This is a genomic window from Aureimonas sp. Leaf427 (assembly GCF_001425485.1).
Taxonomy (GTDB): domain Bacteria; phylum Pseudomonadota; class Alphaproteobacteria; order Rhizobiales; family Rhizobiaceae; genus Plantimonas.
This window is the reverse complement of the sequence record NZ_LMQW01000022.1, coordinates 1-21738: the sequence shown is the minus strand read 5'-3', so window position 1 is coordinate 21738 and position 21738 is coordinate 1. Positions and strand designations below refer to the sequence as shown.

The window sequence follows — 21738 nt, the reverse complement described above, 5'->3', positions numbered from 1 at the left end:
CCCAGAACCCTGATCTCATTCATCGCCTCGCCTCCTTGCCAGTCTCAAACGGCGCAGATCATGCGCCGAGGAAAAGGGGCGAGCCATTCCATAAACGACTATCGCCCTTGCTGTCCTGGAGCGATCTAACGGACGGTTCACGGTGAGCGCCGTGGCTCGGACGCTGGACGTCGCTCGTTCTCACATCAACGAGCGACGCAGCACGACGGTGAGACCGCGGGGGCCGTATCGCAAGGCCGAGGATGTCGAGTTCCTGGCGCCCATCCGTGCCATCGTCGATGCTCGGCCGACCTATGGCTACCCTTTGGCCGACAGGCGGTTGCTTGCAATCACCGAGAGGCGGCGGGTCACGGCGCTGCTGAACCGTCGCCTGCGGGCGGAAGGGCAGCCGACCGTCAACGCCAAGCGGGTGCTGCGGATCATGCAGCATCACGGTCTGACGCTCGAGCGTTACACGGCCTCGCGGCCCGGTCGAACCCACGACGGCATCGTCATCGCGCTGCGCTCGAACGTGCGATGGTGCTCGGACCATCTGGAGATCCACACCCGCAACCGCGAGGTCGTGCGCATCCTCTTCGTGCTGGACGCCTGCGACCGAGAGGTCATCGCCTGGTCGGCCGTCGCCAATGTCGGCATCTCCGGCGAGATGGTTCGCGATCTGATGGTGACGGCTGTCGAACGTCGCTTCGGCACCACCAAGGTCCCGCACGCTGTCGAATGGCTATCGGACAACGGCAGCGCCTACATCGCCAGGGACACCGCCGACACGGCCCGTGCCCTCGGCTTGACGCTGCTCTTCACGCCCGTCCGCAGCCCGGAGTCGAACGGCATGTCCGAGGCCTTCGTCAAAACGCTGAAGCGGGACTATGCTCGCGTCACCATTCTGCCCGACGCCGGCACGATCCTCGCCTTGCTCCCCGACTGGATCGAGGATTATTGCGAAGTCCACCCGCACTCAGGTCTGAAGTTCCGCTCGCCTCGCGAGTTCATCAGGCTCAGTGCCTAAACCCAACCGCCGCCTGTCCGGCGAAACGGGGTCCACTCCACAACCACCAAGCCCGAAACCGTCCGACTTTCCACCGCAGCCGCCTGAAACGGAGCCGCTTCAGTTACACCCCAATTTCCACCACGTTGACGGACACGACCGGAGGGCGGAAATGACGCCGTAGGACGTCGAAGCAACCGCGACGGGCAGGAGTCTTCCCGTGACCGCCTTCATAGTCTGCCCGCCACGCTTGATCGCAATACGGTCGATCTCGGCGACGAAGGTCTGTTCCAACCGAACCTTAACCGGCTGACGCGGGACAACCTTGACCTTCCCTGGATCGAGTGCCGAGGTCAAACGCCAACAACGGATCAAACCACTGCGGCTCGTTATGAAAGTCACACGCAAAAACCACCGAAAGCGGCAGCCATATTGCCTTTAGTTAAAGCGTTCTAATCTAATATCTAATCCAAAAAGTTGCATTACCGGCCCGTCTTTCGACAATTTCCACATTTAACCGGCGGAGCTTATGATTTTCACACGGTTGCAAATGTCAGAGAGCGCGCCTGATATAGGTTTCAGCCGCGAAACTGTTTTAAGATCTAGATAATCAATAATTCTCCTCTCGTTGATTTTCGCGCTTCGGCGAGAAGAACGGTCCCTAAGGCGGTACCATCGTCAATCGCCGAGTTTAAGGGGCTTGGCTGCTCGACTTATTGAACCTGCTGTGCCGCGACGCGTCGATGGGATTAGTGGCGAGCGAATCGAAAAAGTCCCCTGTTTTCAACGTGAAGGAATCGTGCATCTTACGTTAATTGTTGCAATAACCAGAAAACCTAAAATGATGTTATCATGAAACATTTTCCAGCATAGTGTGTAACTTTCTTAAGGATCTGGCTGTTATGTTTCACATGGAAGCCGTTGTAGATATGCCTCCGCTACCGTCGCTTCGACCTGACTTCATCCCGGACAAGCCCCCAGTTGTCGTACAACGTCTTCGAATTCGCGACGACGATGCAGTGCCAAAAAATTTCTTCCCTGCACGCACGATTGCCACCACGCCGCTCGCCAAGATCCGCAAGCCAGCCGACGTCGGGGCCCTTCTGTCGCCCCGGCCGATTGCTTATCTACGAGCGATGCGGTGTGTCTCGACGCCATCTTGCACCGCGCTTGACCATACCGTCTTGGAGATACTCCTATCGGCCGCATACGAGACCGATCCCAGGTTGAGGCGCGGTTCGTATATGATACCGGTCCGATCGATCCTGTCGATCCTTGGATTCGCGAGGCCTCGACTCGTTGACCTCGTTTCGTCGCTGGAAAGACTTCGACTGCGTCGGTTCGAGCTTCCGCGTCCAGTCACCAAGCGGCGGCTGCGTCGGCTGGCCTCGCCTCTGCCGGAGGCGGGCCCTCACGAAGAGCGGTGGGAGGAGATAACGCGAACGCTGTTCTACGCTTGCCTTGGTGGCGATGACGTCGCGAATGACTGGCTAACCGACGTGGAATATTGGATCGACCGAACCATCCGTGCGATCTATATACAGGATCCGGCAACGGAGGCCCGCTTCGTCGCGGCCGTTTTGTTACGCATTGAGCGACAACTCGGTATATGGAACCGCGACCCCGACGAGCCCCTTCCTCTCGTCCCGCCTCCACCCGTGACGGCCATAACTTACGGTCCCATTGCCGACGTCCTCGTGAGTGCTCCGGTCGACTCCGAGCGCCTCACATATCAGAGAACACCGGATGGCGACTGGAACGCGGTCCGCTTCGGGGCTGTGTTTCGACACGCGACCTCCATCGACAACCTAGAGGGAGAAGCCGTCGAGATGCTGCATTATCAACTTGCGCCGGTCCTTACCCGCTACATCGACCGCTCCCGGCGCGAGCACGGTCGGTATACGCCCTATGCATATATCGACCTTCGAACAATGGCGGACTTCAAGTGCCGGTACTCGCCGGCAATTTACCGGAGGGCTTGTGCAGAGAGCGTCGAGACGGCCGACGTGTTGGCTTTCTCGCGAAAAATTTCCGAGACGCAGGCTGTCGCCGTTAACGGCCTCGCGGCGAAGAAAAGGGCCCGTCTTCGCCTCGGGCAGTGGTCTTTCGACCTGTCTCTCGACGACCTCATACGCGACACCGCTTATCCTCTCACGAGAGGCGGAAAGAGGTCTCAGGTTGAACGGGCCGTTCTGAAGCCTGTCCAGGCTGACCTCAAGAAAGTACACCTCGACGATCATCAAGTCACAATGCATGCAAATCGTGACAGCGTTCGGTTTGACGTCATGTCCATGCCAAATCTCGCTCGGCTGCCGATGATCAGTGGCCAGTTTTTCTCGATGTACGCGTATGCTCCGAGGTACTTTTCGACTGATCAGGCTGAAAGGCAGGCGCAGCAAAACGAGGCAGAGAAGCTAGCTGCGCAAGTGCGCCGCCAGTTCGCCCCTACCGAAATTCCACGTTTTCGCGTCAAAGTTGGAACATGGCGGCGCATAGCAAGACGAGTTGGGGCTCTGCATATTTCATTCATCGATCGTCTGGTTCATGCGTGGCACCACGCCATCGACGAAGCGTTGTGCGAGGGCGAAGCACATTTCGGAGATCTAACTGGCTGCCTCAGCTCGCTGCGTGATGAACAATCGTCGGAGCGCGCTGCCTACGTTGCCAAGCACGGAGAGGAGGCGGCTGCCCTCTGGATCGATTTGCCTCCTGTCGCCATACCGCGTCTGCGGGGACGGCGCTTGCTTGAGATGATCGACAGATATGGACCCGACAAAGCCTGCTTGATCTTTGCAATTGAGGAAAACTTGGATCCGGATCTTTCTCAGCCCGAGGTGATTTCTTCCCTTCGCGACGACGGTACCAGAAAGACCGTCAATGCTGCTCGTGAGCGCCGTGTCCAACGCACGAACGGACGTGACGAGGCCGAGTTGCCGCCTCTCGAGAGGCGCAGGCAGTTGCAGAAAGGACTTCGAGCAACGCTTGCTGAAGCGCGGGCGATGCCGAAGGAGGAAGGGTTGGTAGAGAGGGCGATTAAGCTCCGAGAAAGCCGTAAGGCCGAAAAGTACATCGCTCGCTTAGAACTTCGGAAAGTGCTGCGTGGGAGTGAAAGTGTGTCGCCGAAGTCGCTAGCTCGCCTCTCTGACAGTGCGTGACAGTCACGACCATTTCCCGGCTACGAGCGTGACTGTCCCGCTCGAAACCCCTGCGCCATCGGGTCACCCCGATGGCATGCGCATATGCGTGGCGCATCCTCACCGGCCGTCGTCGGCATGTTCGGGATCGATCTCGGGCGCCCGTGGCTGGCGTGACGGTCACGGTGATGTCCGGGTCAGCGGAAACGAAGAAGGCCGCCCACGGTGTCCCAGGGCGGCCTCGTCGGGTCTATCGGGCGTGTTACCGAATGTAGCCGTACTGGTCGGCGCCCATGTCGGCAAAGTGCATTTGCTCGTAGTTTGGATCGGGGTCGTGAGCCCGGTAAGCCTCGGCGGCAAGATGGTCCGCCAGGCCGCCTTCCTCGTCGTCCTCGCCATCGTTGCTGTTCGCGGCCGAACGCAGGAAGGCCGGAGCGTTCCCGCTGGACCGTCGAGCCTCGGCGAAGGTGGTGACCGCGCCGCCAAGGGTGCCGTCATCCGCAGGTCCGGCGTGACCGTCACGTTGCGGATCGGCGATTCGCACGGGCGTGACGGCGTTGCTAATTGCAAGAGTAACGCAGGTGTCGCCGGGGGTCGATTTGCCGTGACTGGAGGACCCGGCTCCGCCCGACGTCCGGCGACGCCTCCGGTCCGCCACGATCAACTCGAAACGCGAGCGCATGCGAGCGACGACCTCGTCATCGCCCATCCGCTCGCCGAGTCGCCGCCGGACTTCCTCGAAAGCCAAGTTCTGGACTTTCCTCGGCGGTGAGTATCGGGGGTGACACAAGACGTCAGCCCACACTTCGACGACCAAGAGATCCATGGCTCGGTCACGCTCCGCCCGAGCTTGTCGGACGCGCTCTTCCTCTTCGGCGACGATCCGCTCGGCCTCCGCCGCCGCGTCCAGTACCGCTTGCTCGGCCTGCTCCTGTGCGCGCCGGATCCTGCGCCGGGCCTGCCTCTCGGCGGGAGATAGCGGTCCGTCCCGCTCGGTCGTTAACTCGATTTTCATAGATTTTCCTCAGTTTGTTTTAGACATTGTTTCAAGGAGCGGTTTCCATGGGTCCGATGGCGGCGGTGACGACGCAGTTTTCTGGTTTGCTCCACACGCTCCACAATGGCCGCGTCATCGCTCAGAACCGCCGCCGCGCTTACGAGGCCGAGGTAGTCGCCGGCCGGGTCGCCGACGACGAGGTCGCCGCTTACCTGATGCTCGTCGACGCTCTCCGCACCGCCAAGGCCGAGGCGGCGAAGGAGAAGGCGAGGGCGGATCGGCTGGCCGCCGAGGTAGCGCGGCTCCGTCTCGACAGGATCCGGAGCCGCTGACCATCATGGCCTTGGAGCCGTTGGTTCCAGCTCCTCCTCTTCTTCCCGCTCGTAGTAGGCGTCTATCTCCGCCTGAACGAGGTTATCGACGTACGTCGCCTGGCGCCGCTGCGCCCGGTCCGCCCGGATCGCCGCCATGAACTCCGCCGTCGGGCCGTCCCGCTCGGCGTCCGGCGTCCGCATCATGGAACCCCCAAGCGCCTGAAGCATCGGGGTTCCGAGGACATGGCGACCGACGTCCAAGTCGGTCCCTTTGTGAACGCACCGAAGCTCCTCCGTCGTCAGAGACAGCAGGAAAAGCTCGTGCTGTCCGTCGAGCCGCAGGTCCGATATCGGCATGTCGACGAGCAGTCTCTCGCATGCCAGGCGGACCAGGGCGCCCAGCTCGGTGACCCGCTCCGTCGACCTCTCCGACGGCTCCGGCGCCTCGACGGGGCTCGCCGCCGGTGCATGAGCCGGCTCCGCGATTATCTGCCTGGTCGCGTCCTGGGCGGCTGTCATGCGGGGCACGCCGTCCCGGACTGCCCGCATCGGCATCGACCGAATTTCGGCGATCCGCGCCATGAACTCTTCGAACAGTGACACCGTCGCCGTGCCTAGTCCGGCGATCGACGACCTCAACGCCGCCAAGAGGCGCTTGATCGAATTCCACACAGTCCTGCTCCTTTTCCATCGCCGATCTTCACCTGACACCCGGAAAGTCGGAAGCGCCAGAAAGAAGTAGAACCACCTATACAGGAAACACTCTACATGGTAAACAGGTCGTCATGAGAGATCGGTCGAGGCCATCTCGAAATGATTGGGGTCGCCATGTCTGCGTTCGGAAAGCGATTGAGAGATCTGCGGAAGAGGGCCGGTCTCGGCCAAGCCGAAGTTGCGCTTCGGCTCGGCGTCTCGACCGCGCACCTTTACGCCCTCGAATGCGACCGCTCTCCGGCGACGGTCGCGACGCTGCAGGGCTTGGTGGCAGTCATCCCCATGACGCCGACCGAGCGAGCGGAGCTGACGGATGCATGGTCGACGGAAAACCGTCGGTTCCGCGTCGATATCGAAGACGCTGCGAGCCGTCGTGTCGTCGCTCGCCTCGTCGTCGGCCTGGGCGACCTCACCGACGACGACCTAACGGCGATTTCAGACGTCCTCGATCGGAGGGCGGCATGACCGTCTTCGTCACCCAGAAGCAGAAGCTCGTCGATGCCGTCGTCGCGAGCGGCTGGGTCAGCACCGCCGATCTGACGGACCTTCTCTATAGCCACCGTTGGGGCGGCGGGCCGGACGAGCCTTGGGTCGTCATCAAGACCCTGCTCGCTACCGCCCGGAGCGAAGGGCATCAGATCCGGGGCGAGTCGCGGTTCTACCTGCAGAGTCGCCTGGACCCGTCCCGGTTCCAGTGCGAGGCCCTTTTCCGAGTCTACGAAACCCTCCGATCGGGTCCGGTCTCGACTGCCGATCTCATGGTCCTGACGGGGCGAGACGCGGACGGGGCGCGGGCTCGGATCACGCAGCTTCGTGACAAAGGCGCTCGGATACTGCGGGTTTCCGGCTACCGCGATTTCTCCCGCGTCATCCCCGGGCACGTGCCCAAACCAGCCACCGTCACAATGGAGAGAGCAGCATGAGCAGGCATCGACCACATCCGCGACTGGATACCGAAATGCGACACCGGATCGGCATCGACTGGACGATCGCCGGGATCGCCGACCTGCGCGACGCCGACGCGAGGTACGTCGCCGGTCTCGGCTGGATCGTCACCGTGACCTCCACCGGCGCGAAAGGCCTGATCTTGCTCGGGAAGGTCCAGAGCCTGAAGCCGGCCGAACTGGTCCGCTTCGTGGATGACGGCCTGGATCAGCTCGAACGCGTGCACCTCCGCATCGTCGCCTAAGCCGTCCGAACGGGCGGACATATCGTGAACAGGAGCAACCAAATCATGGGACAGGATAGAGAGAAGACCGAAACGCCGGACCAGGCGCTCGAACGCATCCAGCGGGAAGTTGCCGAACTCCGAGCCGAGGTTGATGCGCATGCTCGCAAGATGGCTCGCATCCTGCGCGGCGATCTGACCGGGGAGACGGCATTCCTGTCGCGATCTCCCGAGGAAATCGCTGAGGTTCTCGCGCACGGGAGGGCAATGTGATGGACCGAGACTTCGCCCACTTCCCGACGGACGCCGACGGGTACATCGATTTCTCCGAAGCGTCGCGGGCACCGGCAATCAGTCGCGTCTACCTCTCGATGCCGGAAACCGACTACGGTGGCGCCTTCGAGCGGTCGGTAACCGACGAGTTCGCCCGTCGCGGATGGAACGTCGTCTCGCCTCGCGCTCCCGAAAACGAGGCGGCGCACGCAAAAGAGGAGCTCCAGTTCTTCCAGGCGCTCGTTTGGTCGAGCGACGCCTTGGCTTTCGTCGCCTTCGCCGACGGTGCGGTGACCGCCGAGACCGACCGAGCGATCGCCTCGGCCGAAGGCGCCGATCTGCCGCTTTTCCAGATTTTCCATGACGGGTCCGGCGGCGACGTGCGAATAGTCGGGTCGCACGGAATCGTTTTCGACCAGGGGCTTAGCGTCGCCGAGACACGCGCCCGCGTCGACGCGATCAAGGCGGGAAGGGCCTCCTGATGGACGCCCGCACGCCCTGCCTCGACGCCGCCAAGCTGGCGGAACGCGACCGCCGCCGTGCGCTCGCAGTCGCCCCGATCCAGGAGACACCCCATTTCCAAGCCGTCATCCAGGCGCTTCGTGAAAACAAGGCGATGAGCCCGTTTCGCTACCTCGGCATGGTCGCCATTCCCAAATGGCCTCGCTGCCACTGGAACGTCGTCGACGGCAGGGTCGCTCGCATCGTCACGATCGGCGACGTTATCGATCACGGCATGCCCGAGATCGAGGTGCCGGCATGAGGGTCCGCTCTCAGCCGCAACGGACTCAGGACGAGTCCGAAGAACGTCGAGGTTGATCTCATCGTCCGCCTCGGCCGGGAAGGCTGGGCCCCAAGCCGGATCGCCCGGAAAACCGGCTTCTTGCCGGCCCAGATCGAGCGCATCCTGAACGATACCCCAGCTGTGTCCGTAGCTTAGGGTGTGGGGAGGATTGGGGGAACTTCGCCCAAATGTGTGGGGAAACCCTCAAAGCAGGCCTTCGACGATATCTCCCCAGGTCCGCAGCATCTGGCCTCGCTTAGCCGTATCGACCGCCTCGTCGACGGGATCCCAGGACACTCGTTCGTACAAACTATCGATCTCGGAATTGGAATAGCCGGCGTCCGACAGAGCGCCGGCTATTGCTGCTCGGATGCCGGTCGACGTAGTGCCACCGATCCGGCGCAAGGCGATGATGACGGACGCCTCCGTGACGTGACCTTTCTCGTCGGGATTGCGGGTGTAAACCTCTGGAAACGACCATTCGCCTGTTACGTCGATCAGGGTTTGTAGGCGCCGGGTGAGCGGAAGGCAGTAACCTTCCCGTCTTGGACTTCCCGGAATGAACCATAATCCATCGCGGACATCGGCCGGACGCGTCACCACGATTTGGCCCACTCGAAAACCGGTCAAGCACACGACCTCGATCGAATGAGCGATCGATGCCGAAACGGATCCGTCACGACACCGGCGGACGATCTCGGCGATCTGATCGACGGTGGCTGGTGGTCTCGCCTGACGCCCAACCGACCGGGCGGCCCCGGGCGGCTGTGTGAGGTCTGCGAGGAAGTCGTCGGCGTGGCCGGATGCGGAAAGCCAGCGTGACACCGACCTTGCGACCTCGGTTGCGCGGAAGGACGTCGAAGGCCGATCTGACGCGATGCCGACAAGCACGAGCCGAAAGTCGTCGACCGTCAGGTCGGACAGTTGGCGGTCGTCCAGCACGGATAGGCTTCTCAATATGCCGGCATAGTCGTCGACCGTCCGGTCGGACCGGCCTTTGTTTCTCAGATCGTCAAGGTACTCGCGCTGCGCTCGCCCCCATGTCAGCGGCCCATCATCGGGCTCCGGCTCCCGCACCCCGATCCGATCCGCACGTGCCTTCCGAGCCTCGCCGACCCATGCCTTGTCCAGCTCGATCCCACGTTCGAGATCGGCGATCCCTTGGAGCACGATCTCTCTCGCAACCTCGACCGGCATCTCGTCGTCCGCGCCGAGGAGGAGTTGGACCAGCCGGCCGCCGTGAGCGACGCGGAGGTACCAGGTGCCGCGCTTGGTTCCCGTGCGGTGCGCTAGTCCGGGCTGGAGGGGGTCACGGGTCTGAGGCATGACGACCGGATAGCATGGGGCAGGGCATCCGGCACCGATTCGCTCGATGCGGTGTCGCTAGATCTCGATGACGAGGCGGGGGTCGTAGGCCGGGTTCTCGCCGCCATAGCCTTTGGGATTGCAGACCACCCTAGTCCGGCCGATCCGGTAGTCGAACGAGTCGTGGACGTGCCCGTGAATCCACAAGTCCGGCTGCCATTCCTCGATCTCGGCCGACATGTCGCTAACGAACGCGGGGCTCACGCTGTCGCCGATCCATCGCTCCGCCAACGACCCTCGGGCCGGCGCGTGGTGCGTGACGACGACGGTCTTGCCGTAGAAAGGCTCGGCGAGACGGTCGGCCAACCAGCGCCGGGCGCGACGGTTCATCGCCAAGGCATCGCCGGGCCGGAACTTCCGGTCGCTGTGCCAGATGAGCCGGTGGTCGTTCATCCAAGCCTGCGCATGCGCCATCGCGAGCGGCTGATTGTCGACGCCGTTGAGGCAGTAATCCGTCCAGAGCGTCGTGCCTAGAAAACGGACGCCATCGATCACTACCTTGGCGTTTTCGAGGAAGTGAACATCGTTCGGCGGCGCTTCCGGATCGATCGCCTCGGCAAGCTCGACGTCGAGCCCGAACCGATAAAACTCATGATTTCCAGCCACATAGACGACGGGCTTGCTGAACTCCCTGACGAGCTGGTCGATGACGTTTGCGGGCGGCGCTGCAATGTCGCCGGCGAGGACAGCGACATCGTATTCGGGGGCGCGGGCGGACCAGACCGGAGGGTGACCGGCAGCGACGGTCCGGTCGTGGAGGTCACTGCGGATCCAAAGCTTCATGCCCGGCCTTCTTTCAAGCGCTCGACGACGAGGCCGAGCGCGGTCTGCCCAAGGCGCTGCCTCTCGTCGCCGTCGAGGTAGGACCAGACCGCCACGGCCTGGTGGACGACCTCGGTGGCGGGCACGCCCTCGCTCGCTTCGATGCTGCGGAGACGAGCAAGGACGTCAGAAGGGAACGCGATGACCATTTACATCGCCCTCCCGACGAGATCGGCTTCACGGAGATCAAGAGAGATCTCGACCGCTCGCCGGAGCTTTCGAAGACTGCCGCCACTCCAGGTCCGCCGGATGATATCGACTTCGTCCGGGGCCAAGGGCGGCGTCCACCTCGGGTCGATGCCACTCTCACGGGCAAGGTCTTCGACGATCCGCTTGGTGAGCGAGCCGATATGCTCCGGGCCCGGTTCCGGCATCTTCACAACACGGAAGCGGTCGCGGAGAGGTGCCGGCAGGTCCGCGAGGTCGTTCGCCGTCGCGAGGAAGTTGACGCGAGAAAGGTCCGCCGTCCGCTCGATGCCGACCTCAAAATAGGCGGATGCAGAGTGCCGTTCGAGCATCGGCAAAATGGCGCTCATCAGACCTCCGTACGAACCGCCACGGCCAGTCTTTTCCAGCTCGTCCAGGATGATCGTCGGATTCGCTCGGTCGCTCGTCCGGATGAGTTCGAGAGGCGTGCTGACCCGCCTCGACCCCCACTGCGCGGGGGTGCCTCCGAACGACGAGTCCGAGACCGACGCGCACGGGAACAGGATCGACGGCACCCCGAGGCGGCGGACGATCTCGCTGACCAGGGCCGTCTTGCCGGAACCCGGCGCACCGACGACGAGCGTAGGACGAAGGCGGACGGGCTCGCCTTCGCGGACATCGACGAGGATTCGCTCGATCACGGTCGCGGCGTGAGGCCAAGCCGCCTTAAGATCGGCGGCAATGGCACGCACGTCATCGGGCCCGACGGCAAGCTCGATCGGGCGGCCCGAAATGCGGGAAATCTGGGCGATCAGATCGACCTCGGCGCTGTGGCGGTCCGTGACGGGCTTGATGTCGCCGAGGTCGCGGAGGACGACGTGACCGTGAGTCGGCGATATGGGAGCTTCCAGCGAGACGGTCTCATCCCTGTCCGGCTCCTTTCGCCCGCGACCGGCGCCTTTTCCGCCGCTGCCGGGAACGACCCGAAGACCCAGGCCGCCGCCCAGGTTCGTCATGTCGCCGAACCCTTCGCTCTTGTCAGGAACCGTCCTCGGATAGAACGTTTCGGAGGTCAGGTGGTCGTCGTCGCCGATGACGGGATCCTGGATGACGATGTTCGCGTCGACCGCTTTCCGCATGAGCGCTCGCGTACGACTCTCGTCGATAAGAGCAGACAGGAACCGGCGCTCGCCGTCCATCCTTGCCGCGTACCGATCCCGCCGGGTCTGGTTCCACCAGTTAACGACGGCCTGGACGCTCCGGTCGGCGCCCTTCAGGCCGGCAAGACGGCGGCAGCCCTCGACGAGAATCATGGTCTCGACGCCGGGATACCAAGCGTACGACGCCCCGATCCGTTCGAGGTTTTTCGAGTGCAGGTACATTCCGTGCGAGAACGCCCCGGACAGATTATGCGACCGCTCAGCGACGCGAGAGAGATACCGGGCGCTGCCTTCGTCGCCGAGGACTGCGAGATAGTACCGGCACCTCAAGACGTCGTGCTTATTATGTCCGAGCTTGTCGAGAAGAGGCTGCAGCCAGACGAGATCGGGGCGGCTTCCTGCCATGCCGATCCACAAAGCTTCGGGTTCAGCGGTGCAGTGCCCGCGAGACTGGAGGTCCCGCTGCCAGAGCCGGACGTCCGTCGCCAGGTCGCCAGCGGCGGGAGCCGCGCCCTGCAAGAGATCATAAATCCACGTCATGCGCTCGCCACGAAGCGTCTCGCCGACTTCCGCGTCGGTCACCTTGTAGAGGCGGTGGCGCACGAACACGTCGTGCAACGTCATCGTATTGTCGTCCATCGGGCGTCTCCGAATAAGCGCACGCCTCCTCGAACCGGCCAACGGGGTGCGTCGGGCTGGCGGCCCCTCAAGGGGGCGGGTGTCGGTGCTGATCTCTGGAGTCTAGAGCCCCCGGACTCCCCTCGAGAAGCCCTTCGCCGCGGTCGTCGTTAACTCGAAGTTTTCTTAAACGTCACGGATTTGGACGATCGTGAATCGGTAAGCACGACGACACCGAATCGGTGCGTTTCGATACCCGTTCGGGGTGCCCACGGCGCGACATGGATTCGCAAAGGTGCCCACAAGGTGCCCACAGAGGCGCCTTCGTGGATAAACCTTCGTCTAAGCTTTCAGCGCCAAATAACTGAGATCATTGAGGAATTTTTCGGTGCCGGCTGCAGGGCTCGAACCCGCGACCCCCTGATTACAAATCAGGTGCTCTACCAACTGAGCTAAGCCGGCGCCACGCAGGCGATAGCATGTTCGGGGGCGGGCTGCATCGATAAATTCGCTGTGTCGGATGGTCTCGTGCGAAGGCGGTCGAGCGGGTGTCGGAGCTTGCACGATTGTCTCCTGCGATCTTGGCTCCCATATCTGGGCCAGATCAATCGAGAGGACCATGGCCATGGATATCCATCGCTTTCCCGTGACGCGGACGGACGAGGAATGGCGCCGTCTGCTGACGCCCGAGCAGTTCGCGGTGATGCGCGGGCACGGCACGGAGAGGCCGGGCAGCTGTGCGCTGAACTTCGAGAAGCGGTCGGGCAGCTTCAGTTGCGCCGGCTGCGATCAGGAACTGTTCCGCTCCGGCCAGAAGTTCGAGAGCGGCACGGGCTGGCCGAGCTTTAACGACCCGGTCGAAGGCTCCGTCGAGACGACCGTCGACCGCTCCCACGGAATGGTGCGCACCGAGGTGCATTGCGCCCGCTGCGGAAGCCATCTCGGCCATGTGTTCGACGACGGTCCGGCGCCGACCCATCTGCGCTACTGCATCAACGGCGTGGCGATGAACTTCCATCCGGAGGAATAGGGGCGGCGGGATGGGGCCGGCGGACCTGGCGAAAGACCGATCCTCTCGAATGCCGCAACGCCTGCATCACGCGGGGCCTTCAAATTTCTTGGAATTCTTCTAATGTAGAGGGCGGTGCCGCTTCATGCCGGCGCCGCCCTTTGATTTTGGAAGAAGCGTATGCGCCTGACCCGGCAGACGAATCATGCCATCCGCCTCCTGATGTATTGCGCGGTGAACCCGGACCGGCTGAGCCGAGTCGGGGAGGTGGCCGCCGCCTATTCGGTGTCGGAGCTGTTTCTCTTCAAGATTCTCCAGCCGCTGGTCGAGGCGGGGTTCGTGGAGACCGTTCGGGGACGCAACGGCGGAATTCGGCTGGGGCGCCCGGCCTCCACGATCACGTTGCGCGCCGTCGTGGAGGCGACCGAGGAGAGCTTCGCGCTCGCCGAATGTTTCGAGCCCGGCGGTTCCGACTGCCCGCTCATCGACAGCTGCAATCTGAATGCGACGCTGCGCCGGGCGCTGGATGCCTTTCTCGAGGTCCTCGAAGGCACTACGATCGCCGAACTGGCGGGCGAGAAGTCCTCCATGCGCCGCAGGCTCGGCCTGCCCGACGTGGATCGTCTGGCGCTCGCCGCAAGCTGAGGCGCACCCGCCGGAATGCGGCGTGCGCCATGTCGTGAACAGGGGGAGACCTGTCGCTTTCTCCCGCTCCTTCGCGGGGCTGCGGTGGTCTTCTCTCAAGTGTCGCCGGAGCGGACTTCGGATGGCTCAACCTGAACGGTGTGAACGCCTGGAAGCATGCCGAAAAGGCCTTCGCTTTCCTCGATGGCTCCACCGCCGGGGTCGGCGACGTCTGGTCGAACGAGCGATGCGGAGAGTGGCATGAACGTGCGCGACGAGATGCTGGCGAAGCTGACCCGGCGCAAGGCCGGCTATAGCCTCGATCGGGAGTTCTACAGCGACCCCGACGTGTTCCAGGTCGACATGGAGACGATCTACTATCGCGAATGGCTCTTCATGGGCCATGATTGCGAGCTGCCGAAGTCGGGCAGCTACATGACCGCGCAGATCGGCGCCTATCCGATCGTGATCGTGCGCGACGCCAAGAAGGGCATCCGCGCCTTCCACAATTCCTGCCGGCACCGCGGCTCGCGCATCTGCTCGGCGGAGAAGGGCACCTCGCACCGCCTCGTCTGCCCCTATCACCAGTGGACCTACGATCTCGAAGGCAAGCTCGTCTTCGCCCGCGACATGGGGCCGGATTTCGACCCGTCGCAGTTCGGGCTGAGGCAGGTCCATTGTGAGAGCGTCGGCGGCTACATCTTCGTCTCGCTCGCCGAGGTGGCGCCGGACTTCTCGCCGGTTCGGGCCATGGTCGAACCCTATCTCGCGCCCCATCACCTGGCGGACGCCAAGGTCGCCTTCGAGATGACGATCGTCGAGAAGGGCAACTGGAAGCTCACCTGGGAGAACAACCGCGAGTGCTATCACTGCGCGGGCAGCCATCCCGAACTCTGCCGCACCTTCCCGGAGGCGCCGGGCGTCACGGGCGTCGATGCGCAGGACGAGCCGGAGATCGCCGAGCATTGGGAGCGCTGCGAGGCGGCGAGCCTGCCCTCCGCCTTCAAGATTTCCGACGACGGCCAGTATCGCGTCGCGCGCATGCCGCTGCTTCGCGATGCCGTGAGTTTCACCATGTCCGGCAAGGCGGCGGTCTCGCGCCCGCTCACCGACAGCGTGACCACGCCGCAAATCGGCACGATGCTGATGTTCCACTATCCCTCGATCTGGAACCACATTCTCGGCGACCACGCCACGACCTTCCGCGTCCTGCCGCTCAGCGCCAACGAGACGGCCGTGACCACCAAGTGGCTGGTCCACAAGGATGCGGTCGAAGGCGTCGACTACACGATCGACGAGCTGACCAAGGTCTGGATCGCGACCAACGACCAGGATCGGCGGATCATCGAGGAGAACCAGTTCGGCATCAATTCGCCGGCCTACACGCCCGGGCCCTATTCGCCGGTGCACGAAGGCGGCGTGCTGCAGTTCGTCGAGTGGTACTCGGCCTTTATGCAGACCCAGCTGACCGACAGTCGTCGTCCGCGCCTGTCCCAGGTCGCCTGATGCCGCTGAAACCGCGTCCCAAGCATCTCGACGAGATGCGGCCCTGGAACGACAAGGCCCAGGTGCTGGAATGCGTCCAGGTGCTGACGGAGACGCGGGACGTGAAGACGTTCTCGTTTCTGGCCGCCGACGACAGCTGGTTCCGCTACACGCCCGGGCAGTTCGTGACCTTCGAACTGCCCATGCCGGGCGGGGCCATGCTTCGGACCTACACGCTCTCCTCCAGCCCCTCGCGGCCCCTCTCGGTCTCGGTGACGGTGAAGGCGCAGAATGCCAGCGTCGCCAGCCGCTGGATGCTGGACAACGTGACGCCGGGGACGCGGCTGAAGGCCTATGGCCCCGCCGGCATCTTCACCTTCCACAACCATCCCGCCGACAAGTATCTCTTCGTCTCGGCGGGGTCCGGCATCACGCCGATGATGTCGATGACACGCTATCTCTTCGATGTCGGGCAGAAGACCGATGTCAGCTTCATCCATTGCGCGCGAAGCCCGGCCGACATCATCTTCCGCTCTGAGCTGGAGCGGATGGCGGCCCGCGTGCCCGACATCGATCTCGCCTGGATCGTGGAGCAGCCGGACGCGCTCGACGGCTGGACGGGCTACAAGGGCCGGATCAACGCGCTGATGCTGGAGCTGATCGCGCCGGACTATCAGGAGCGCGAGGTCTTCTGCTGCGGTCCCGCGATCTTCATGCAGACCGTGCGCGACATTCTGAATGCCGCCGGCTTCGACATGAGCCGCTACCACGAGGAGAGCTTCTCCGCACCGGTGGACGGGGAGGGCGCGCTGGTCGAGAGCGCCGGCCCCCTGGAGACGCTGCCGCAGGAGGGCGCGGCCGCGAAGATCGTGTTCAAGGGATCGGGCGTCGAGGCGGACTGCCTGGAAACCGACACGATCCTGAAGATCGCCAAGGAGATCGGCCTCAACATTCCGAGCGCCTGCACCTTCGGCGTGTGCGGAACCTGCCGCGTGGAGAAGATCTCCGGCGAGGTTCACATGGCGCACAATGGCGGCATCAGCGAGGACGAGATCGAGGAGGGTTTCATCCTCGCCTGCTGCTCGCGCCCGATCGGCCGCGTCGAGGTGGATGTCTGACGGGTCTGCGGCTACGGCAGACTGTCTATTGAGAAGACCCGAGACGCGATGTCGCGTCTCGGGTCTTCGTCATTTCGGCGTCGACGTCAGCTCGGCTGCGAGAGGCAGGCCTTCAGCGACGATGAGAGGCCGTCGATCAGCTGGAAGTAGAGGTCCGGGCCGTTGGCCAGGGCGGCGCCTTCGGGATCGAGCGTGCCGGTATGGGCCTTGGTGCCTTCGGTGACGACGGAGATGAGCTTCGGTTCGAACTGGGGTTCGGCGAAGACGCAGGTGGCGCCGAGATCGGACACCTTCTGCTTGATCGCGGCGACGCGCTGCGCGCCCGGCATGGTCTCGGGGCTGACCGTGATGGACCCGGCCGCCCGCAGGCCGAAGCGGTTCTCGAAATACTGATAGGCATCGTGGAAGACGATGAAGGGCTTGTCCTTGACCGGCGCGACCTCGGCCTTCGTCTTTTCCATGAGGGCGTCGAGACGCGCGTCGAGTTTCTCGGCATTGGCCTCGTAGATCGACGCATTCTCGGGATCGGCGGCTGCGAGACGCTTCTCGATTTCGGCCGTCAGGGCCTTGGCGTTCAGCGGGTCCAGCCAGAAGTGCATGTCGAAACCGCCATGCTCGTCGTGATCGTGGTCGTGATCGTCCTTGCCGGCTTCCGCGGCCTCGTGCTCCTCGTGCTCCTCATGCCCGGCCTCGTGACCTTCACCGGCATGCGTGTGCGCCTCGAAGGGGCCGCCCTCGCGAAACTTGAGCTTGGTTAGGCCGGGCGTCTCGATCAGCTCGACGACGGTCGCCTTGCCGCCCAATGTTTCCAGCGGCTTGACGAGGAAGGCTTCCAGATGGTCGCCGGCCCAGAAGACGAGATCGGCCTGGGCTAGATCGGAGGCGTTCGACGGCTTCATCGAATAGGTGTGAGGCGAACCGACACCGTCGACGATCAGCTTGGGCTCGCCGACACCCGCCATCACCGAGGCGACCAGCGAATGCAGAGGCTTGATCGAAACGACGACATTCGGAGCCCCGGCGAAGGCCGGGGCCGCTGCCAGAAGCGCGCCGACGGCGGCGGCGGAGAGAAGTGTCTTGCGCATGAAGCTATCCCGTTTCCCTGGATATTGAATGTAATGTTATTACATTCGTTGCGTAACGGTATAACCTTCGACATAAGAGGACGCAAGCAGCTTTCGTCGGAGGGCGACTTTCGGTTCCAGGCTCCCGGTGAGGGGTCGGACGGGCGTCCGGCGCGGCCTGCGATAGGGAATGGGATAGGGCATGGCGCAGTCTCTGGTCGAACTTCGAGGAGCCGGCATCTCGCGCGGCGGGCGTTGGCTGGTGCGGGGCGTCGATCTCTGCGTGAATCCCGGCGAGATCCTGACGCTGATCGGGCCGAACGGCTCGGGCAAGAGCACCACCGCGAAGATGGCGATCGGGCTGATGAAGCCGGACGAGGGGACGGCGACGCGCCTGCCGGCTCTGCGCGTCGGCTACGTGCCGCAGAAGCTTGCGATCGACTGGACGCTGCCTCTGACCGTCGAGCGGCTGATGACGCTGACGAACGCGCTGTCCTCGGCCGAAATCGACGCGGCGCTGGCGAGCGTCGGAATTCCGCATCTTCGCAAGGCCGAGGTGCAGCATCTGTCCGGCGGCGAGTTCCAGCGCACACTCCTGGCGCGGGCGGCGGCCCGCAGGCCCGATCTCCTCGTTCTCGACGAGCCCGTGCAGGGCGTCGATTTTAGCGGCGAGTCCGCGCTCTATGAACTGATCGACACGATTCGCGACCGGTTCGGATGCGGCGTCATTCTGATCTCGCACGATCTGCATGTCGTCATGGCGCGGACGGACACGGTGATCTGCCTGAACGGCCATGTCTGCTGCCGCGGTGCGCCCGACATCGTGGCCGCGAGCGATGCCTATCGCCATCTGTTCGGCCCGCGCGCCGCGGGGTCGCTGGCGCTCTATCGCCATACACACGATCACACACATCTAGCGGACGGCCGGGTGGAACATGCCGACGGCACCGTGACCGACCACTGCCATCCCGGCTGCGGGCATCACGACGATCCGCCGGCGCATGATCATGCCGGGCACGAAGCCGACGGGCATCACGCTCACGACCACAATGCGAAGATCGCGGCGCTGGCCGCAGCGGCGCCGATGGCGGAGGCCGGCCATGCTCGATGACTTCTTCATCCGTGCGCTTCTGGCGGGCGCAGGGATCGCGCTGACGACGGGGCCGCTCGGCTGTTTCGTCGTGTGGCGACGCATGGCCTATTTCGGCGATACGATGGCCCATTCCGCTCTGCTCGGCATCGCCTTGGCGCTCGCCTTCGACATCAACCTGACGCTCGGCGTCTTCGTCGTCGCGGCCTTCGTCGCCGGTGCGCTCATTCTTCTTCAGAAGCAGGCGACGCTTTCGACCGACGCGCTGCTCGGCATCCTGTCGCACTCGACGCTGGCGATCGGCCTCGTCATGGTGGCCTTCATGAGCTGGGTGCGCATGGATCTGATGGGCTTTCTCTTCGGCGATATTCTCGCGGTCTCCAAGCTGGACCTCGGCTTCGTCTTCCTTGGTGGCGTGGCGGTTCTCGTCGTGATCACATGGCTTTGGCGGCCTTTGCTCGCCGCAACTGTCAGCACGGATCTGGCGGAGGCGGAGGGTTTGAGACCGGAGCGCGCGCGAATCGTCTTCATGCTCCTGATGGCGCTCGTCATCGCGATCGCGATGAAGATCGTCGGCATTCTCCTGATCACGTCGCTCCTGATCATCCCTGCCGCGACCGCCCGGCGCTTCACCGCGACGCCGGAGCGCATGGCCGTCGCCGCCTCGATCCTCGGCGCTTTGGCGGCGGTCGGCGGGCTGTTCGGTTCGCTTCGATTCGATACGCCGTCGGGCCCTTCGATCGTCGTGGCCGCGCTGGTGCTCTTCCTGATCAGTTTCCTGCCGATTCGCTGGCCCGGCATGCCGTCCAGCGAGACCCGCCGCGAGGTGCTTCGATGAGCCATACCCATTCCGGCGAGGCCGCGCCGGCGCTGACGAAGAACCAGGCTCTGGTCTTCCGCGCCCTCGAAAAGGCGGAGGGACCGCTCAGCGCCTATACGATTCTCGACGCGCTGCGCGGCGACGGCCTACGCGCGCCGCTGCAGGTCTATCGCGCGCTGGACAAGCTGCTGGAGCTCGGCCTCGTGCACCGGCTGGAAAGCTTGAACGCCTTCGTCGCCTGCGCCCATCCCCATTGCCACGCCAGCTCGATAATGGCCTTCGCCATCTGCGAGCGCTGCGGGCAGGTATCGGAATTCTCCAACGCGATGGTGGCCGACCAGCTGAACGGCTGGGCGCGCGACAGCGGCTTCCAGCCGTCCAAGACGACGATCGAGATCAAGGGAACCTGCGCGGCCTGCGCGGCCTAACAGGCCGCATCGACGTTCGTCGGCCGAAGATCAGCCGAGGTGGCGGCGGGCCGCGTAGAGGGCGACGGCCGCCGCGTTCGAGACGTTCAGCGAGTGGATTTCGCCGGGCACTTCGAGACGGGCGAGGGCGGAGACGGTTTCCCGCGTCTTCTGGCGAAGGCCCTTGCCCTCGGACCCCAGGACGAGCGCGATGCGCTTGTCGGCGAAGACGGCTTCGAGCTTGGAGTCCCCTTCCGAATCGAGGCCGACCGTCTGGAAACCCTGGTTGGCGAGCTTGGTCAGAGCTTCCGCCAGATTGCCGATCTGCACGTAGGGCACGAGCTCCAGGGCGCCGGAGGCGGATTTGGCGAGAACGCCCGATTCCTGCGGCGAATGGCGGGAGGTCGTGACCACCGCACCCGCCCCGAAGGCCGCCGCCGAGCGGAGAATCGCGCCGACATTGTGGGGGTCCGTCACCTGGTCGAGCACCACGATGATGTCGGCCGCGGAGAGATCGCCGAGCGAGCGCGCGACCAGCGGATCGGCCTCCAGCATGGCGCCTTGGTGGACGGCGTCCGTGCCGAGTTCGGCGTCGAGCGCGCGCGGCTCGACGATCTCGACCGGGCAGCGGATCGAGGCCTCGTCCACCTCCAACCGCGCAAGGGCGTTGCGGGTGACGAGGAGCCGATGAAGCTTGCGGTCGGGATTGGCGAGCGCGGCGGCGACGGTGTGGAGGCCGTAGAGCCGAACGCGGTCGGCCGGGCCGGGGCGGCCGGGCTGGTGGGGGCGGGCGCGGTCCGGACGGGCGGCGCCGTCGATGCGCCCCTCGCTGCCCGCCTTGGCGTCGCGATGCGCGCGCCTCAGATTGGCATAGTGGCTGTCGCGGGGCGTGTGGGTCTTCGGCTCGTCGCTCATCGTCTGTCTCTATCGGAGCCGGGGCCTCGGCTCAATCGCGTTCGGACAGGATCGTGCGATCCTTGTGAATCGCTGTCTTCGGCGTGTTGACAGCGGCGGGCGGTCTCTGCATAACGCCGCTCAGTGACCGAGGCGCCTCGCTTTGCGGCGGGCCTCTTGCGATCTGGACGATGCTGACGCTCTTGCGTTTTCGCGCCGTCTGTGGAGGAATGCCCGAGTGGTTAAAGGGGACGGACTGTAAATCCGTTGGCTTAGCCTACGTTGGTTCAAATCCAACTTCCTCCACCATCCCTGCATTCTCGAAATCGGGAATGGCAGTACGGCGCGGGTATAGCTCAGTGGTAGAGCAGCAGCCTTCCAAGCTGAATATACGGGTTCGATTCCCGTTACCCGCTCCAAATTATCCCATCTGATTGCGTGAGTTTGCTTCGCTCTGAGGGCGTTCCCGGAGCCTTGGCGGCGGGAGACATGGCTGGCTGCGCACCCGGTTTGCGGCCCGCGCGCCGCCCAAAGCGCTCGAATGCTGCGAAACCCGCGTCCAGACTTGCGCCTGTCACGTCAAGTCTCTATGTCGCGCCCGAACCGCTAGCATCCGATAATGGGAGCCGTTGATGGCCAAGAGCAAGTTCGAGCGCAACAAGCCGCATGTGAACATCGGCACGATCGGTCACGTCGATCACGGCAAGACGAGCCTGACGGCGGCGATCACCAAGTATTTCGGCGAG

At 63.8% G+C, this 21738-nt stretch carries 24 protein-coding genes, 3 tRNA genes and 1 pseudogene; 19 read left to right on the top strand and 9 right to left on the bottom strand.

The window, feature by feature from the left end:
- Nucleotides 1-94: 94 nt before the first annotated feature.
- Both ASG62_RS13255 and ASG62_RS13250 read left to right on the top strand, forming a co-directional pair.
- A pseudogene (locus ASG62_RS13255) lies at nt 95-1006 on the top strand (IS3 family transposase); the annotation flags it as partial.
- A gap of 881 nt (nt 1007-1887) precedes the next feature.
- The gene (locus ASG62_RS13250) at nt 1888-4140 is read left to right on the top strand and encodes a hypothetical protein (protein ID WP_156382131.1); all 2253 of its coding nucleotides are present in this window, start codon (nt 1888-1890) and stop codon (nt 4138-4140) included.
- A gap of 241 nt (nt 4141-4381) precedes the next feature.
- Here the strand turns inward: ASG62_RS13250 and ASG62_RS13245 are convergent, their stop codons facing one another.
- Nucleotides 4382-5134 (bottom strand): hypothetical protein, encoded by a 753-nt coding sequence (locus ASG62_RS13245; protein WP_056698971.1) that lies wholly within the window; start codon nt 5132-5134, stop codon nt 4382-4384.
- Between the two features lie 47 nt (nt 5135-5181).
- On the opposite strand from ASG62_RS13245, the gene ASG62_RS13240 reads away from it, so the two are divergent.
- Complete coding sequence (locus ASG62_RS13240) at nt 5182-5448, top strand: hypothetical protein (protein ID WP_056698968.1); 267 nt, start codon at nt 5182-5184, stop codon at nt 5446-5448.
- Nucleotides 5449-5451: 3 nt separating this feature from the next.
- On the opposite strand, the gene ASG62_RS13235 is transcribed toward ASG62_RS13240, so the two are convergent.
- Nucleotides 5452-6102, bottom strand: coding sequence for a hypothetical protein (locus ASG62_RS13235; RefSeq protein WP_056698966.1), 651 nt, complete (start codon nt 6100-6102; stop codon nt 5452-5454).
- 156 nt (nt 6103-6258) lie between these two features.
- Here ASG62_RS13235 and ASG62_RS13230 point away from each other — a divergent pair, with 156 nt between their 5' ends.
- Genes ASG62_RS13230 through ASG62_RS13205 form a run of 6 tightly spaced genes read left to right on the top strand, consistent with a single transcriptional unit; the run spans nt 6259 to nt 8348 of the window.
- Nucleotides 6259-6609, top strand: a complete 351-nt coding sequence (locus ASG62_RS13230; protein WP_162246055.1) for a helix-turn-helix domain-containing protein — start codon at nt 6259-6261, stop codon at nt 6607-6609.
- Nucleotides 6606-7067 carry a hypothetical protein gene (locus tag ASG62_RS13225; RefSeq protein ID WP_056698959.1) on the top strand — a complete coding sequence of 154 codons (462 nt, stop codon included), beginning with the start codon at nt 6606-6608 and terminating at the stop codon, nt 7065-7067. The genes ASG62_RS13230 and ASG62_RS13225 overlap by 4 nt, the downstream gene beginning before the upstream one ends.
- Nucleotides 7064-7333, top strand: coding sequence for a hypothetical protein (locus ASG62_RS13220; protein WP_156382130.1), 270 nt, complete (start codon nt 7064-7066; stop codon nt 7331-7333). The genes ASG62_RS13225 and ASG62_RS13220 overlap by 4 nt, the downstream gene beginning before the upstream one ends.
- Nucleotides 7334-7357: 24 nt before the next feature.
- Nucleotides 7358-7585 (top strand): hypothetical protein, encoded by a 228-nt coding sequence (locus tag ASG62_RS13215; protein ID WP_156382129.1) that lies wholly within the window; start codon nt 7358-7360, stop codon nt 7583-7585.
- Nucleotides 7585-8067 (top strand): hypothetical protein, encoded by a 483-nt coding sequence (locus ASG62_RS13210; protein ID WP_056698948.1) that lies wholly within the window; start codon nt 7585-7587, stop codon nt 8065-8067. The genes ASG62_RS13215 and ASG62_RS13210 overlap by 1 nt, the downstream gene beginning before the upstream one ends.
- Entirely contained in the window at nt 8067-8348 is a 282-nt protein-coding gene (locus ASG62_RS13205; protein WP_056698946.1) for a hypothetical protein, read from the top strand. Before ASG62_RS13210 ends, ASG62_RS13205 begins: the two co-directional genes overlap by 1 nt.
- A gap of 225 nt (nt 8349-8573) precedes the next feature.
- On the opposite strand, the gene ASG62_RS13200 is transcribed toward ASG62_RS13205, so the two are convergent.
- The 5 genes from ASG62_RS13200 to ASG62_RS13180 form a co-directional block, all read right to left on the bottom strand.
- Nucleotides 8574-9566: a hypothetical protein gene (locus ASG62_RS13200; RefSeq protein ID WP_156382128.1), complete on the bottom strand. Its 993-nt coding sequence runs from the start codon at nt 9564-9566 to the stop codon at nt 8574-8576.
- A 186-nt stretch (nt 9567-9752) separates the two neighbouring features.
- A complete protein-coding gene (locus ASG62_RS13195) occupies nt 9753-10517 on the bottom strand; it encodes a metallophosphoesterase (protein WP_056698940.1) in 765 nt (254 codons plus the stop codon).
- Entirely contained in the window at nt 10514-10705 is a 192-nt protein-coding gene (locus ASG62_RS27390; protein WP_056698937.1) for a hypothetical protein, read from the bottom strand. Before ASG62_RS27390 ends, ASG62_RS13195 begins: the two co-directional genes overlap by 4 nt.
- Nucleotides 10706-12502, bottom strand: coding sequence for an AAA family ATPase (locus ASG62_RS13185; protein ID WP_056698935.1), 1797 nt, complete (start codon nt 12500-12502; stop codon nt 10706-10708).
- Between the two features lie 368 nt (nt 12503-12870).
- Nucleotides 12871-12943: transfer RNA gene (locus tag ASG62_RS13180), tRNA-Thr, on the bottom strand.
- Nucleotides 12944-13106: 163 nt separating this feature from the next.
- Here ASG62_RS13180 and msrB point away from each other — a divergent pair.
- The 4 genes from msrB (at nt 13107) to ASG62_RS13160 (ending at nt 16717) form a co-directional block, all read left to right on the top strand.
- Nucleotides 13107-13511 carry a peptide-methionine (R)-S-oxide reductase MsrB gene (gene msrB, locus ASG62_RS13175; RefSeq protein WP_056698981.1) on the top strand — a complete coding sequence of 135 codons (405 nt, stop codon included), beginning with the start codon at nt 13107-13109 and terminating at the stop codon, nt 13509-13511.
- Between the two features lie 159 nt (nt 13512-13670).
- Nucleotides 13671-14135 (top strand): iron-responsive transcriptional regulator RirA, encoded by a 465-nt coding sequence (gene rirA / locus ASG62_RS13170; protein ID WP_056698932.1) that lies wholly within the window; start codon nt 13671-13673, stop codon nt 14133-14135.
- 240 nt (nt 14136-14375) lie between these two features.
- Nucleotides 14376-15620, top strand: coding sequence for an aromatic ring-hydroxylating oxygenase subunit alpha (locus tag ASG62_RS13165; protein ID WP_056698930.1), 1245 nt, complete (start codon nt 14376-14378; stop codon nt 15618-15620).
- A complete protein-coding gene (locus ASG62_RS13160) occupies nt 15617-16717 on the top strand; it encodes a 2Fe-2S iron-sulfur cluster-binding protein (RefSeq protein WP_413814206.1) in 1101 nt (366 codons plus the stop codon). The genes ASG62_RS13165 and ASG62_RS13160 overlap by 4 nt, the downstream gene beginning before the upstream one ends.
- 86 nt (nt 16718-16803) lie before the next feature.
- Here ASG62_RS13160 and znuA read toward each other — a convergent pair whose 3' ends face one another.
- Nucleotides 16804-17802, bottom strand: coding sequence for a zinc ABC transporter substrate-binding protein ZnuA (gene znuA / locus ASG62_RS13155; protein ID WP_056698921.1), 999 nt, complete (start codon nt 17800-17802; stop codon nt 16804-16806).
- 181 nt (nt 17803-17983) lie between these two features.
- Here znuA and ASG62_RS13150 point away from each other — a divergent pair, with 181 nt between their 5' ends.
- From ASG62_RS13150 to ASG62_RS13140, 3 genes are read left to right on the top strand one after another with little or no spacing between them, the layout of a single operon-like run.
- Nucleotides 17984-18892, top strand: coding sequence for a metal ABC transporter ATP-binding protein (locus ASG62_RS13150; RefSeq protein WP_056698918.1), 909 nt, complete (start codon nt 17984-17986; stop codon nt 18890-18892).
- Nucleotides 18882-19709 (top strand): metal ABC transporter permease, encoded by an 828-nt coding sequence (locus tag ASG62_RS13145; protein WP_056698914.1) that lies wholly within the window; start codon nt 18882-18884, stop codon nt 19707-19709. The genes ASG62_RS13150 and ASG62_RS13145 overlap by 11 nt, the downstream gene beginning before the upstream one ends.
- A complete protein-coding gene (locus ASG62_RS13140) occupies nt 19706-20119 on the top strand; it encodes a Fur family transcriptional regulator (RefSeq protein WP_056698911.1) in 414 nt (137 codons plus the stop codon). The genes ASG62_RS13145 and ASG62_RS13140 overlap by 4 nt, the downstream gene beginning before the upstream one ends.
- A gap of 30 nt (nt 20120-20149) precedes the next feature.
- Here ASG62_RS13140 and ASG62_RS13135 read toward each other — a convergent pair whose 3' ends face one another.
- Entirely contained in the window at nt 20150-21013 is an 864-nt protein-coding gene (locus ASG62_RS13135) for a TrmH family RNA methyltransferase (RefSeq protein ID WP_056698909.1), read from the bottom strand.
- Nucleotides 21014-21216: 203 nt separating this feature from the next.
- Here ASG62_RS13135 and ASG62_RS13130 point away from each other — a divergent pair.
- The 3 genes from ASG62_RS13130 to ASG62_RS25600 all read left to right on the top strand — a co-directional run.
- A tRNA-Tyr gene (locus ASG62_RS13130) sits at nt 21217-21301 on the top strand.
- A gap of 36 nt (nt 21302-21337) precedes the next feature.
- A tRNA-Gly gene (locus ASG62_RS13125) sits at nt 21338-21411 on the top strand.
- 213 nt (nt 21412-21624) lie between these two features.
- On the top strand, nt 21625-21738 hold a 114-nt coding region (locus ASG62_RS25600), incomplete at its 3' end, for a GTP-binding protein (protein WP_156382127.1).

Bases quoted from the DNA above. Each gene is read 5' to 3' on its own strand.
- ASG62_RS13250 (WP_156382131.1), top strand. From the start codon at position 1,888: ATGTTTCACATGGAAGCCGTTGTAGATATGCCTCCGCTACCGTCGCTT.
- ASG62_RS13245 (WP_056698971.1), bottom strand. From the start codon at position 5,134: ATGAAAATCGAGTTAACGACCGAGCGGGACGGACCGCTATCTCCCGCC.
- ASG62_RS13240 (WP_056698968.1), top strand. From the start codon at position 5,182: ATGGGTCCGATGGCGGCGGTGACGACGCAGTTTTCTGGTTTGCTCCAC.
- ASG62_RS13230 (WP_162246055.1), top strand. From the start codon at position 6,259: ATGTCTGCGTTCGGAAAGCGATTGAGAGATCTGCGGAAGAGGGCCGGT.
- ASG62_RS13225 (WP_056698959.1), top strand. From the start codon at position 6,606: ATGACCGTCTTCGTCACCCAGAAGCAGAAGCTCGTCGATGCCGTCGTC.
- ASG62_RS13220 (WP_156382130.1), top strand. From the start codon at position 7,064: ATGAGCAGGCATCGACCACATCCGCGACTGGATACCGAAATGCGACAC.
- ASG62_RS13210 (WP_056698948.1), top strand. From the start codon at position 7,585: ATGGACCGAGACTTCGCCCACTTCCCGACGGACGCCGACGGGTACATC.
- ASG62_RS13205 (WP_056698946.1), top strand. From the start codon at position 8,067: ATGGACGCCCGCACGCCCTGCCTCGACGCCGCCAAGCTGGCGGAACGC.
- ASG62_RS13200 (WP_156382128.1), bottom strand. From the start codon at position 9,566: ATGCCGGTCGAGGTTGCGAGAGAGATCGTGCTCCAAGGGATCGCCGAT.
- ASG62_RS13195 (WP_056698940.1), bottom strand. From the start codon at position 10,517: ATGAAGCTTTGGATCCGCAGTGACCTCCACGACCGGACCGTCGCTGCC.
- ASG62_RS27390 (WP_056698937.1), bottom strand. From the start codon at position 10,705: ATGGTCATCGCGTTCCCTTCTGACGTCCTTGCTCGTCTCCGCAGCATC.
- ASG62_RS13185 (WP_056698935.1), bottom strand. From the start codon at position 12,502: ATGGACGACAATACGATGACGTTGCACGACGTGTTCGTGCGCCACCGC.
- msrB (WP_056698981.1), top strand. From the start codon at position 13,107: ATGGATATCCATCGCTTTCCCGTGACGCGGACGGACGAGGAATGGCGC.
- rirA (WP_056698932.1), top strand. From the start codon at position 13,671: ATGCGCCTGACCCGGCAGACGAATCATGCCATCCGCCTCCTGATGTAT.
- ASG62_RS13165 (WP_056698930.1), top strand. From the start codon at position 14,376: ATGAACGTGCGCGACGAGATGCTGGCGAAGCTGACCCGGCGCAAGGCC.
- znuA (WP_056698921.1), bottom strand. From the start codon at position 17,802: ATGCGCAAGACACTTCTCTCCGCCGCCGCCGTCGGCGCGCTTCTGGCA.
- ASG62_RS13150 (WP_056698918.1), top strand. From the start codon at position 17,984: ATGGCGCAGTCTCTGGTCGAACTTCGAGGAGCCGGCATCTCGCGCGGC.
- ASG62_RS13145 (WP_056698914.1), top strand. From the start codon at position 18,882: ATGCTCGATGACTTCTTCATCCGTGCGCTTCTGGCGGGCGCAGGGATC.
- ASG62_RS13140 (WP_056698911.1), top strand. From the start codon at position 19,706: ATGAGCCATACCCATTCCGGCGAGGCCGCGCCGGCGCTGACGAAGAAC.
- ASG62_RS13135 (WP_056698909.1), bottom strand. From the start codon at position 21,013: ATGAGCGACGAGCCGAAGACCCACACGCCCCGCGACAGCCACTATGCC.